Origin of the sequence: Litorilituus lipolyticus, assembly GCF_006439335.1 — a bacterium.
Taxonomy (GTDB): Bacteria; Pseudomonadota; Gammaproteobacteria; order Enterobacterales; family Alteromonadaceae; genus Colwellia; species Colwellia lipolytica.
Genome location: NZ_SAWY01000001.1, coordinates 230,013 through 243,300, shown reverse-complemented (window position 1 = coordinate 243,300; position 13,288 = coordinate 230,013). Strand labels below are relative to the sequence as shown.

The following is a 13,288-nucleotide window of genomic DNA, read 5'->3' as shown; positions in this document are numbered from 1 at the left end:
TTTAATTGAATGAATAATTGAGAATCCCATGATTAAAAGCACCGCCGAAGTACGCCAGGCATTTTTAGATTTTTTTGCCACCAAACAGCATCAAATTGTTAAGAGTAGCTCTCTTGTTCCAGGAAATGATGCGACGTTATTATTCACAAACGCCGGAATGGTGCCATTTAAAGATGTATTTTTGGGGGCAGAAAAACGTAGTTATACTCGTGCCACTTCTGCACAACGTTGTGTTCGAGCTGGTGGTAAGCATAATGATCTAGAAAATGTTGGTTATACAGCTCGTCACCACACCTTTTTTGAAATGTTAGGTAACTTTAGCTTTGGTGATTATTTTAAAGAAGACGCTATTACCTATGCATGGACATTCTTAACAGAAGTTTTAGGTCTACCTAAAGAAAAACTTTTAGTCACTGTTTATGAAAGTGATGAAGAAGCTTTTTCATTTTGGAAAAATGAGATTGGTGTACCTGTAGAAAAAATCATCCGTATTGGTGATAAGTCGCCTGATAAAAAGTATGAGTCAGATAACTTCTGGTCAATGGGTGATACTGGTCCTTGTGGTCCTTGTTCAGAAATATTTTATGATCACGGTGAAGAAATTTTTGGTGGGCCTCCGGGGTCTCCTGATGAAGACGGTGATCGATTTATTGAAATTTGGAATATTGTTTTCATGCAGTTTAATCGCCAAGCCAATGGTGATATGGAGCCGTTGCCTAATCCGTCAATCGATACAGGTATGGGCTTAGAGCGTATTTCTGCCATTATGCAAAATGTTCATAGTAATTACGAAATCGACTTATTCCAAGCACTTATTAAAGATACGGCCAATCTATTAGACTGTACTGACCTAGAGCACAAGTCATTAAGAGTTATCAGTGATCATATTCGTTCATGTTGTTTCTTAATTGTTGATGGTGTTGTGCCGTCAAATGAGGGACGTGGCTATGTATTGCGCCGTATTATTCGTCGTGCGATACGTCATGGTCATAAACTTGAAGCTAAAGGACACTTTTTCCATAAACTGGTTGCATCTCTTATCGAGCAAATGGGCGAAGCATACCCTGAGTTAGCTCAACAGCAAGCCATTATTGAAAAACTATTACGTATTGAAGAAGAGCAATTTGGCCGTACGTTAGATCGCGGCATGATGTTACTCGAAGATATTTTAGCTAATTTAGAAAGTGATACTATTTCTGGTGAAGATGTATTTAAGTTATATGATACATATGGTTTCCCTGCTGATTTAACGGCAGATATTGCTCGTGAACGTCACTTAAAAATAGATCAAAATGGTTTCGATGTAGCCATGGGCTTACAGCGTGAACGTGCTCAGCAAGCAAGCCAATTTGGTACTGATTACAATCAACAATTAAAGTCTGATCATAAAACAGGCTTTAAGGGCTATGACAATGATTCATACTCTGCGACTGTAGTAGAGCTATTTAACAGTCAACAACAAACCTCAGTGAATGAGCTTCTACCAGGTGAGCAAGGAATTGTTATCTTAGATAGAACGCCATTTTATGCTGAATCGGGTGGTCAAGTTGGTGATACTGGCTTATTACACCTTGATGGCGGTGTATTTGAAGTTGAAGATACTATAAAACTGGGTAATGCATTTGCTCATTGTGGTGTAGCACGAACGACTATGGGTGTGAATCGTCGCGTAAAAGCTGAAATTGATATTGAGCGTAGAGCTGCGATTGTTAAAAACCATACAGCAACACATTTATTGCATGCAACACTGAGAAAAGTTTTAGGTGAGCATGTTACTCAAAAAGGTTCTTTATGTGATGCAGAGAAACTACGTTTTGATTTCTCTCACTTTGAAGGGGTCACTACTGAGGAATTACAGCAAGTAGAAAAAATGGTTAATGATGAGATTCGTCGTAACCATGAAAAGCAAACTGAATCTATGTATATTGAAGAAGCCAAAGAAAGAGGTGCAATGGCACTTTTTGGTGAAAAATATGATGACGAAGTGCGTGTTGTAACTTTAGGTGACTTCTCTATCGAGCTTTGTGGTGGTGTACACGTTAATAGAACGGGTGATATTGGCTTATTAAAGATAGTGTCTGAGTCTGGTATTGCCGCGGGAGTTCGTCGTATTGAAGCGGTTACAGCAACATCAGCATTAGATTACATTAATCAGCAGGCAAATAAATTAAATAACGTTGCTGCCTTAGTTAAAGCTGACGCAAGTAACGTTGATGCAAAGGTTGAACAACTTATTAGTCGCTCCAAGTTACTTGAAAAAGAAATAAGTCAATTAAAGCAAGAGCTGGCTGCTCAAGCGGGCTCTGATCTTGTGAATCAAGCTATAGATATCAACGGTATTAAAGTACTTATTGCTGATTTAGATGGTGTTGAAAGCAAAGCACTTCGTGGCATGGTAGATGAACTTAAAAATAAAATGCAATCAGGTATTATCATGTTAGCAACAGCTAATGGTCCGAAAGTTGGTTTGATTGCTGGTGTTACTAAAGATTTAACCAATAAAGTTAAAGCGGGTGAGTTGGTCAACCATGTAGCTCAGCAAGTGGGTGGTAAAGGTGGCGGGCGTCCAGATATGGCACAAGCGGGGGGGAGTCAACCTGAGAATATCACGTCTGCTTTAGAGTCAGTAAAACCTTGGCTGGTAGAAAAGCTTAGTTAGGCTATTTTTTACTTGAATAAATGAGGAGCGAAAGCTCCTTTTTTATGCCTTAATACAAACGATAATTACTACATAGTATCGAATGTTAGCAAAATGTAAACGTATACAAAAGATTACTAACCTAGGACAATAAATAACAGATTTTGAGTAAAAATAGGGCTATAAAACTATTCAAAGGTAAGTGATTATTGATATGATCATACTAATTAATTTATGGCAATTTATTTTGTTATAAATTATGCTCTTTCATTTTTATACTGCATTGGAAATGAGTTTAAAAATGAATAATGACTTTTTTTAAAAAGTTGTCTATTACTTAATAGTAAACTGAAAAAAGTAAACTAATCCAAATATATTACTAGCTTATATATATTTTTAGTGATTCTCATTTTTTGAAAAGGAAGATGTAATGCTTATATTAACACGACGCGTAGGTGAAACTTTAATGATAGGTGACGATGTTACCGTAACTGTTTTAGGCGTTAAAGGAAATCAGGTAAGAATAGGTGTTAATGCGCCAAAAGAGGTTTCAGTGCACCGTGAAGAAATTTATATGCGTATACAAGCTGAAAAAGGCGATACAGAGGTATCGGGAAATAAACTTTAAAAGTGTATATCCCCTAATAAAAAAAGCACCACATAGTGGTGCTTTTTTTATGAGGGAATTTCATTTGAAAAGTATTTAGGCCTTGAATTGGTTAAAAAACAGCATTATTGCGTGAATTGTCAGCAAACAGTTCAAATTAAGAAATAAATGCGAAAAATTGTTTGACTTATTTTTAAGATCCATTAATATTCGCACCCACTGGAGAGGTGGCCGAGTGGCCGAAGGCGCTCCCCTGCTAAGGGAGTATCTGGTTTATCCCGGATCGAGGGTTCGAATCCCTCCCTCTCCGCCATTGCGGACGCGTAGCTCAGCTGGATAGAGTACCTGGCTACGAACCAGGCGGTCGCAGGTTCGACTCCTGCCGCGTCCGCCACTTTTATCTTATAAATGTGGCAATCAATGGTAAATCAGCTAATGTTAAGGCTGAATAAAGAAGTTTTCATACCGCGGACGCGTAGCTCAGCTGGATAGAGTACCTGGCTACGAACCAGGCGGTCGCAGGTTCGACTCCTGCCGCGTCCGCCACATCTCATAGAGAGAGAAAAACCTAGCTTCGGCTAGGTTTTTTTTTGCCTAAATTTCTTTCAAGTCAAACAATTCATATTTCATGTGGCATTTATGTTTTTTTTATCATGCTTCAGATACAACGAAATTACAGTGCTCTGAATAAGTTATAACGATGTAGGAAATGAAAACTTTAGTATTAAATTATTTATTTTGCCACAATCCTCTCAGGCTTGTTATTTAATATAATTAATCCAATTGATAGTGTGATGCTAAATTCACGCGCTTAAAAAGTTATAAACACAGCGAAATTTTACATCTCCTGAAGTAATTTAACGTTTAAAACTTTGCATATCTAAATGCCTCAACATCAACGAAGCTAACTGCTGTAGAGGGTGGTTAATTGATGGTTTTTTGTTTTAATTGCCTATTATTTAGTTAGCTTTTAGCAAAGGGGAATGCAATTGTATGCAACTTGTGTGAATAAAAAGTGCAAGAGAGGATATTGTATAACATCTCTTGTTTTTTTTGCCAAGACCTCAATATTACGGACTTAGATATTATATACAATATTAAAATATGCTAAAACGACTGCATATTTATTGTGAATAAGTGAATATTCCCTCTATTTAGGGGTTGACGAAAAAATATTTTTATGAAACTGGCGAAAAGCATTTGCTTTTTAGTGATTGGAGTGATTATTCTAATTATAAGAGAATTGTTAGAGATTAAAAAATGGACAACATGCAACAACAATTTATTGAAGCAGGAACATTAATGCTAGCAGGCATGGTATTTGTTTTCGCTTTTTTAAGTTTATTAATCATTTTTATAAATACTGTTCTGGCCAAGTTATCAGTTAAGTTCCCTGATGCTGTCGTAGAAAGCAAGCCAAGAGCAAGCAAGAAAACAAGCAAAGCCGTCAGCGGAGAAGTCTCTCCAGCTGTGGTTGCCGCGATTACTAGTGCAGTAAGTAGCTATCAACGCAAGCATTCTCAATCAAAATCATAAAAATATACAAAAGGTATCGTCATGAGCAAGCCATTAGGTATTACTGAAGTTGTCTTAAGAGATGGACATCAATCACTTTTAGCAACAAGACTTCGTCTAGAAGATATGTTGCCAATTGCTAAGACACTTGATGAAGTGGGCTATTGGTCTATTGAATCTTGGGGGGGAGCAACATTTGACTCTTGTATTCGTTATTTAGGTGAAGACCCATGGCATCGTATTCGTACTTTAAAAGAGGCCATGCCAAATACTAAACAGCAAATGTTGTTTCGTGGGCAAAACATTTTAGGTTATCGTCATTATGCCGATGATGTTGTAGAGAAGTTTGTAGAACGTGCTCATATTAACGGTATTGATGTTTTCAGAATCTTTGATGCAATGAATGATGTGAGAAACTTACAAACATCTATTAAAGCCGCAGTAAAAGTAGGCGCACATGCTCAAGGTACCTTAAGTTATACTGAAAGCCCTGTTCATACGCTTGAAGGCTGGTTAACCATGGCTAAACAGCTAGAAGATATGGGCGCGCATTCCTTATGTATCAAAGATATGTCAGGATTATTGAAGCCATATGATGCGCAAGAGTTAATTGGTAAATTGAAAGAAACCGTATCACTACCCATTGCTTTACACTGTCATGCAACAACTGGTTTAAGTATTGCTACACAAATGAAGGCAATCGATAGCGAAGTGGATGTTATTGATACAGCTATCTCTTCAATGAGTATGACCTATGGACATTCACCAACAGAGACAATCGCTTCAATCGTTGAAGGTTCAGAAAGAGATACTGGCTTGAACGTTGAAAAAATGGCGGAAGTTGCGGCTTATTTTCGTGATATTAGAGAAAAGTATGCTCAATTCGAAGGCAGCTTAAAAGGTGTTGATGCACGTATTTTAATGGCGCAAGTACCTGGTGGTATGCTAACAAACATGGAAAATCAACTGAAAGAGCAGGGTGCTTCTGATAAGTTTGATGAAGTATTAACAGAGATCCCTAAAGTAAGAAAAGATCTTGGTTATATTCCACTTGTGACGCCAACATCACAAATTGTTGGTACTCAAGCGGTACTAAATGTTTTAACTGGCGAGCGCTATCAATCAATCACTAAAGAAACATCAGGTGTTTTAAAAGGCGAATACGGTTCAACAGCTGCGCCAGTTGATACGGAATTGCAAGCTAGAGTGCTAGATGGTAAAGAAGTGATTACCTGTCGACCTGCTGATCTTCTCGATCCAGAAGTTGACAAGCTTTCTGATGAATTACAGTCTTTAGCCAATGAAAAGGGTATTGATCTAGCTGAAGAGGTTATTGATGACGTATTAACTTATGCATTATTCCCTCAAATTGGTTTGAAGTTTTTAGAGAACAGAAACAACCCTGATGCCTTTGAACCTGTACCAACCAAACAAGTTTTACAAGCTCCTACAGCACAAGAAGCAGCCGTTCCTTCATCAACTGCGCCAGAAAGCTATGCCGTAAGTGTTGATGGTAAGGTCTATGATGTGGTGGTTGCACCAGGCGGCTCTATTGATTCAATCAGCGTACCTTTTGGAGATGAGGCGATTAAACAATCTGCTTCTATTTCTGCAGAAGAAACGTTAAATGCACCGTTAGCCGGTAATATCTTTAAGGTATTGGTGAGCGAAGGAGACCATGTAGAAGCAGGTGATGTTGTTATCATTATGGAAGCGATGAAGATGGAAACCGAAGTACGTGCAGCTACTGCTGGTGAGATAGTATCGTTATATACCAAAGAAGGTGACTCTGTTGCTGTTGGTGATGCTTTGCTTAGCTTTTCTTAGGAGATAAGCATGGAGTCTTTATACACACTTTGGATGTCAACTGGCCTTGCTAACTTTGAAACAGGTCAAGTTGTCATGATGCTAGTTGGTTGTGGCTTATTGTATTTGGCCATTGCCAGAAACTTCGAGCCCTTATTATTACTACCTATGGGCTTTGGTGCCATATTAACCAATATTCCTGTTGCTGGCTTTTCAGAGGTAGGTGGTTTACTGCATTACATTTATTATGCTGGGATAGATACGGGTATTTTCCCGTTAATTATCTTTATGGGTGTTGGTGCCATGACCGATTTTGGCGCGCTAATTGCCAACCCTAAAACTTTGCTTTTAGGTGCTGCAGCGCAATTTGGTATCTTTGCGACTTTATTCGGTGCTATCGCGTTAAATGCGATGCCAGGTATTGAGTTCACATTAAAAGATGCGTCTGCTATTGCCATTATTGGTGGTGCTGATGGTCCTACCGCTATCTTTTTGGCATCAAAATTAGCGCCTGAATTATTAGGTGCTATAGCGGTAGCTGCATATTCATATATGGCATTGGTTCCGATCATTCAGCCACCAATTATGAAAGCCTTTACTACGGAAGACGAACGTAAGATTGAAATGGCGCAATTACGTCACGTAACAAAAATAGAGAAAATAATTTTCCCGCTTGGCGTTTTATTAGCGACTATTTTCTTCTTGCCAGCTGCAACGCCGTTAGTAGGTATGTTCTGTTTAGGTAACTTAATGCGTGAAGCGGGTGTTGTAGATCGTTTAAGCTCTACGGCACAAAATGAGCTAATTAATATAACGACGATCTTTTTAGGTTTAGGTGTCGGTTCCAAATTGAGCGCTGAAGCATTTTTGAATGTTGAAACCTTAGGTATCCTAGGTTTAGGTGCTGTTGCTTTCTCTATTGGTACGGCTTCAGGCGTTCTAATGGCAAAAGTAATGAATAAAGTATCAAAAGAGCCAATTAACCCGCTTATTGGTGCAGCAGGCGTTTCAGCGGTGCCTATGGCAGCTCGCGTTGCAAATAAAGTGGGCCTTGAAGCTAATCCGCATAACTTCCTGTTGATGCATGCTATGGGGCCAAATGTTGCTGGGGTATTAGGCTCAGCCGTTGCCGCAGGTATTTTGTTAGCACTTGTCGGTGGCTAATCGCAACTGACCATAAAGGATATGATGAAAGCAGTAGAGTAAGTCTACTGCTTTTTTTTTTGCCTAAAATGTGTTTTTAGGCTGATATGGCATAGTAATTTTTTTAGTAACTACTTAAAATATTACTATGCCTTTTATTAACGGACTTAATATGAAATCAATCATTTCTGCAGTGACGTGTATCCTGCTTATTTCAACACTATCTTCTTGCAGTACATCGACCACGGGACGAAAGCAAGTCATGCTTTTTTCTGAACAAGAGCTGAGCAAAATGGGAGCAGCATCTTTTGATGATATGAAAAAACAAATTCCTATCAGCACAGACAAGCCAACCGTAAACTTTGTGCAATGTGTTGCCGATGCCATAACAATCAATGTGCCAAAGTCTGCTCACCAAGGCGAGTGGGAAGTCGTTGTATTTGATTCTGAACAAGTGAACGCTTTCGCGTTGCCAGGTGGTAAAATTGGTGTATATACCGGTATTTTGAATGTGACGGAAACACAAGATCAATTAGCAGCAATCATTGGTCATGAAGTAGGTCATGTCATTGAGCACCATTCTAATGAACGATTGTCAGCGAATAAACTATCTAATATTGGCGTTGCAGTTGCTGCAGTCGCTATAGGTGCCAGTGATGTGGATAATAAAGGTTTATGGATGGCAGGTTTAGGTGTTGGCTTACAATATGGTGTGATTATGCCTTATAGCCGCTCTCATGAAAGTGAAGCAGATATAGTCGGTCAAGATTTGATGGCTAAATCAGGGTTTGACCCTAAGGCAAGTGTCAAGTTATGGCAAAATATGGATAAGTTGAATAATGGTGCTGCGCCACCAGAATTTATGTCAACTCACCCTTCAAATCAAACGAGGATTAAGCAGCTAAATCAACATTTAGCTCAGTCAATGACGCTGTACAATAAAGACAATAGACCTCAATGTAAGAAGCCTGAAGTTATTCCTAAACCGCCAGTTGCTAAGAATAAAGCGAAGAAATAACTTGAAGGAGAGTTGCAAGGGAAGCATTCGCAAGATCAAAGGAGTTAGTGGCGTAAAGCGCGTATAACTCCTTTTCATTTATATATGACTTTAATTTAAGGGTGCAGCTTATGTTGTTGCCAATTACCCTTTACATTTTCAAAACAAACTCTATCGTGTAACCTGTTTGCTCTACCTTGCCAAAACTCTATAAAGTGTGGCTTAACTCGCCAACCACCCCAAAATTCAGGGTGAGGTACTTCACCTTCTGAAAACTTTTCTGAGTAATGCTTCATACGATCTTTAAGTTCATTATCATATGCGAGCTTCTGGCTCTGCTTAGACGCCCATGCACCAACTTGGCTTCCTCTATCTCTGCTGTGAAAGTAATCAGCAGACTCTTGTGCCGAAACTTTTTCAACAGTACCTTCAATGCGAATTTGTCGTTGCAATACATTCCAGTGAAATAACAATGCGACGTTATCATTCTCGGCCATTTCATGGCTTTTTCGGCTGGAGTAATTAGTGTAAAAAACAAAGCCGCTCTCGTCGAATGACTTCAGTAATACCATACGAGAGCTTGGTTGGCCTGATTGTGAGCAAGTACTAACCGACATTGACTCAGGCAATAGAATACCTGATTTATTTGCATCATCAAACCATTGTTGGAATAAAGCAAAAGGTGAGCTTTCATTGGTAATGTCAGGCAAAGGGAGGGCTACACCTTGGCCGAAAGTGAATAAACAGCGTAATTTTTCAAATAAAGTCATATGGTAAGGTCGTAATAGCCTATCTCTTTAAGTAGAGGGCTATTTTAGGCCTAAACACAATGAATGCAAGGTTAGCTTAATAGTTTATTGGAAAGTGAGATAATAAAGGGTAATAAACACTACAAGGGGATTAGCTTATGGGCTAATTCACTTGTAGTGCATTAGGAATGTTCAGGAGAATATTGGGTTACCAATCTTCGCTATCATCAAGCAAATCTTTTAAACGCTTTTTCTCCATTAATTCATCAATTCTTTTTCGAGCTAACAAGTTCTTTTGTGCTTGCTCCTGTGCTTTTTTATTCGCTAATGTACTGCTTTCTATATTGGTATCAGTATTCTCTAAAGATTCATCATTACTATTTAGCTCTTCAGGGAAGTCATCATCAATATCATTTACCATTGTTTATGCCTCATCATTTTAAACAAGTTCTAATAAAAAATAATTAAGATAGATATGTATCAACATAGGCAAATACAAGGTTATTTTCAATTATTTTTTTGTTACTTTTTTTCGTTGATTAAACAACGTTCGATATTGGTTTAAACTGAAGAGCTTGATAAACTTGATTTAACCCTTTTCTTTCTGTTTCTTGCCTTTGTTTATGAATACACAGCAATTTTCTACTTGGATAGCTGAATTTGTCAATCAACCTTGGGTGTCTACACATAGACGCATAGTGTTACTCAAGGGGGAAGAGCAGTGGGCATATTCTCTTTTAACTGCAACGCCAATAACACAACAGTTACTCGATGATGCTAACAGTTTTATTTATGGTGATAGTTCGCTATTAACAGCAAATGTACCTTATAAACGTTTTAGGGATTTTTTAGGGCGTGAAAGCCATAGCATTTTCTTTAGTGATAGCCAATTTAATTTTGACGCTTTTGCGGCATTGTCAGGGACATTAAAAGCAGGCGGGATTTGTTTTGTGTTTATCCCTCGCGCTATTGAACTGAAGGAGCAAGGGTTTACCCAGCGGTTTTTAACTCATCTTTCAAAAAATAAGCAACATATCATCATTGAGCAAAACGGTATTGAGAAAAACGATATTGAGAAAAACGACATTAAGCAAGATGGTACTGAACAACAGGGTGAAAGTGGTCTTGGTGAAAAGACAATTCAAACAAGCAGTGAAGTAATAAAACCCCACAAAGAGCTTGATGAAGGGTTAGTTACTTCCCCAAGTTTAGCAAATAACTCCACCGATTTAGGTTGTGCTAACGAACAGCAATTTGTTGCGGTAAAAGCTATCAGCAAAGTACTCTCAGGTCATAGAAAACGCCCGTTAGTATTAACTGCCGATAGAGGCCGAGGTAAGTCAACGGCGCTTGCCATTGCTTGTGTTCAAATGTTGGCTAACCATAAAGCGAATAAGGAAGTATTACGTATTGGCGTAACTGCCCCTGATAAGCAAGCGTTATCAGTTTTTTTTCAACAGTTGACTGAGCGGTTACCACAATTGATTGAACTCAACGGCAGAGTCGATTTTATTGCCATTGATGATTTAATACAAAACCAGCATGAGCTGAGCTTGTTGCTGGTAGATGAAGCCGCGGGTATACCGGTTTATGTACTGCAAGCATTATTAGAAAAATACCATCGAGCTGTTTTTGCCAGCACGGTACATGGCTATGAAGGTGCAGGACGAGGTTTTACCTTAAAATTTACTAAGATATTGCATCAGTTAACGCCTAATTGGCACGCGTTACACCTTGAGAAACCGATACGCTGGGCTGAAAATGATCCCCTAGAGCAGCTCGTGTTTGATGTAGGTTTATTGAATGCTAATTTGCCAACATTAAATGAAAAAATAGTTAGTTTATGTAAGTTACAACAAGAACAATTTCTTGACGAGCAGCTTCTTTTTGAACAAGTTGATATACAAAAGCTTTACCACAATGAAAAGCAACTAGCACAGATTTTTGCCATTCTTGTCTCAGCACATTATCAAACTAAACCTAGTGATGTGAAAATGCTGCTAGAAAATCCTAAAGTTAGATTGTTTACTTTAAGTGTAAAGATAGACAATGTATCCCACCTGCTTGGCGTTAGCTTATTATTAAGTGAAGGTGGCTTACTAGATGGTGAGCTAAGTAATGATGATGTACTAGACGTACAGCAATCAAAAAGACGCTTGAGGAGTCAATTTCTACCTCAAGCGCTGTTAACCTCTTGTGCGATGGAGGATGCTTTCAATTATCGCTATTTAAGGGTAATGCGTATTGCTATTCACCCTGAAATACAGCACATGGGACTTGGCTCTTTTTTTATGACACAGCTATGCCAGTATGCAAAAAATAGCCAAGCTGACTTTATTGGATCGAGTTTTGCTGCCAGTAATGAGTTACTTTCCTACTGGTTTAAGCAAGGGTTTAAAGCCGTTAGACTTGGTTTTAATAAAGATAAGGCTAGTGGTGAACACTCTGCTTTAGTGTTACAACCGTTCTCAGAAAATGCCAAAAGGGCTCAGCAAGTTTTAGCGTTAGACTTTGCAAATAATTTCAGACATTTGCTACTCGATGAGTTTAAGGGATTATCGAGGGATTTAACTCTGTTACTACTTAGACATTGTAAGGCAACTGATTTACCTGTGTTAAGCAAGCTTGATAAGAAAAAAATAACAGCATTTGTTAAAGAAGAAGTGTTATATAGTCATTGTGCTTATAGCCTTTATCTTTGGCTTGTACACTTTTTACAGAGTGATAAAGATTTAGATACTGCAAATTCGTCCATATTAATATCACGCATAATACAAAAAAACACGATTGCTAAGGTGTGTGAACAGTATAGCTTACCGGGCAAAAAAGCACTCAATCAAGTGATAATCAATTATGTCCGTAAGTATTATCAACACTGACTTTAACCGTGATGGAAGATAGAGCTCTGTGAGTTCTCAATATCGTCTTTTAAATGTAAGGAAAATAAAATGAATGCAGCAATTTGTGTGCAAGGGCTTAGCAAGCACTACAAAGATGTTCGTGCTGTTGATAATGTTAGTTTTGATGTACCGCAAGGCCATTGCTTTGGTTTATTAGGCCCTAATGGGGCGGGTAAAACGACTACCATTGAGATTATGGAAGGTATTATTCCAGCGACATCAGGACAAGTTCACTATCAGGGGCAAGCCGTAGACAGTAATATCTCTCAACAAATAGGTATCCAATTTCAACACACAGCCTTACAAGACTTTCTTACTGTAAAAGAAACGCTGTCCTTGTTTTCTTCGTTTTACACGAAAACGTTGAAGCAAGAACAGCTGATAGAGCTTTGCGATTTATCTGACTTCCTTAATCGCGATAATCGACTCTTATCGGGGGGACAACGACAACGCTTATTATTAGCACTCGCTTTAATTAATGATCCTAATATTGTCTTTTTAGATGAACCCACAACGGGGTTAGATCCACATGCTAGACGAAATTTTTGGCAGTTAATAAAGAATATTAAAGCGCAGAATAAAACTATAGTGTTAACTACCCATTACATGGATGAGGCCGAACAGTTGTGTGATGATATTGTTATTATGGATAAGGGAAAAATCATTGAATCAGGTACCCCGCATCAACTTTTGAGCAAACACTTTCAAGAAATATTTATTTATTTACCCAAAGCTCAAGTAGAGACGGCACTTGCTCATGAGCAAGGTTGGAAGGTTATGAGTGATCGCGTTGAAATAACCACAGCAAATGTAGAGAAAACACTCGCGCTATTAATGCATCACAAAGTTGCTTTAGATGGGTTACATGTTAAATCGGCTAACTTAGATGATTTATTTTTAAAGTTAACTGGCCATTCATTGCAAGCATAAGCT

The 13,288-nt window shown here is 38.4% G+C and carries 10 protein-coding genes and 3 tRNA genes; 11 read left to right on the top strand and 2 right to left on the bottom strand.

The features are described 5' to 3' along the window. The first annotated feature begins 28 nt into the window (after positions 1 to 28). From alaS to EPA86_RS01075, 9 genes are all read left to right on the top strand, one after another. A complete protein-coding gene (gene alaS, locus EPA86_RS01115) occupies positions 29 to 2,659 on the top strand; it encodes an alanine--tRNA ligase (protein ID WP_140601027.1) in 2,631 nt (876 codons plus the stop codon). 409 nt (positions 2,660 to 3,068) lie between these two features. Further along, complete coding sequence (gene csrA, locus EPA86_RS01110; RefSeq protein WP_140601025.1) at positions 3,069 to 3,266, top strand: carbon storage regulator CsrA; 198 nt, start codon at positions 3,069 to 3,071, stop codon at positions 3,264 to 3,266. A 200-nt stretch (positions 3,267 to 3,466) separates the two neighbouring features. Continuing rightward, positions 3,467 to 3,558 (top strand) — tRNA-Ser (locus EPA86_RS01105). A gap of 4 nt (positions 3,559 to 3,562) precedes the next feature. Beyond that, positions 3,563 to 3,639 (top strand) — tRNA-Arg (locus EPA86_RS01100). A 75-nt stretch (positions 3,640 to 3,714) separates the two neighbouring features. After that, a tRNA-Arg gene (locus EPA86_RS01095) sits at positions 3,715 to 3,791 on the top strand. Positions 3,792 to 4,505: 714 nt separating this feature from the next. Continuing rightward, positions 4,506 to 4,781, top strand: a complete 276-nt coding sequence (locus EPA86_RS01090) for an OadG family protein (protein ID WP_140601023.1) — start codon at positions 4,506 to 4,508, stop codon at positions 4,779 to 4,781. A gap of 21 nt (positions 4,782 to 4,802) precedes the next feature. Then, entirely contained in the window at positions 4,803 to 6,587 is a 1,785-nt protein-coding gene (oadA, locus tag EPA86_RS01085) for a sodium-extruding oxaloacetate decarboxylase subunit alpha (protein ID WP_140601021.1), read from the top strand. A gap of 9 nt (positions 6,588 to 6,596) precedes the next feature. Continuing rightward, on the top strand, positions 6,597 to 7,730 hold the full coding sequence (locus tag EPA86_RS01080) for a sodium ion-translocating decarboxylase subunit beta (protein WP_140601020.1): 1,134 nt from the start codon (positions 6,597 to 6,599) through the stop codon (positions 7,728 to 7,730). 151 nt (positions 7,731 to 7,881) lie between these two features. Then, entirely contained in the window at positions 7,882 to 8,727 is an 846-nt protein-coding gene (locus tag EPA86_RS01075; protein ID WP_140601018.1) for a M48 family metallopeptidase, read from the top strand. A 95-nt stretch (positions 8,728 to 8,822) separates the two neighbouring features. On the opposite strand, the gene pdxH is transcribed toward EPA86_RS01075, so the two are convergent. Together pdxH and EPA86_RS01065 are read right to left on the bottom strand one after the other, a co-directional pair. Continuing rightward, entirely contained in the window at positions 8,823 to 9,476 is a 654-nt protein-coding gene (pdxH, locus tag EPA86_RS01070) for a pyridoxamine 5'-phosphate oxidase (RefSeq protein WP_140601016.1), read from the bottom strand. Between the two features lie 187 nt (positions 9,477 to 9,663). After that, a complete protein-coding gene (locus tag EPA86_RS01065) occupies positions 9,664 to 9,876 on the bottom strand; it encodes a PA3496 family putative envelope integrity protein (RefSeq protein WP_140601014.1) in 213 nt (70 codons plus the stop codon). 202 nt (positions 9,877 to 10,078) lie between these two features. On the opposite strand from EPA86_RS01065, the gene EPA86_RS01060 reads away from it, so the two are divergent. Then, positions 10,079 to 12,334, top strand: coding sequence for a tRNA(Met) cytidine acetyltransferase TmcA domain-containing protein (locus EPA86_RS01060; RefSeq protein WP_140601012.1), 2,256 nt, complete (start codon positions 10,079 to 10,081; stop codon positions 12,332 to 12,334). Between the two features lie 69 nt (positions 12,335 to 12,403). Continuing rightward, positions 12,404 to 13,285 (top strand): ABC transporter ATP-binding protein, encoded by an 882-nt coding sequence (locus tag EPA86_RS01055; RefSeq protein WP_140601010.1) that lies wholly within the window; start codon positions 12,404 to 12,406, stop codon positions 13,283 to 13,285. Positions 13,286 to 13,288 lie beyond the last annotated feature (3 nt).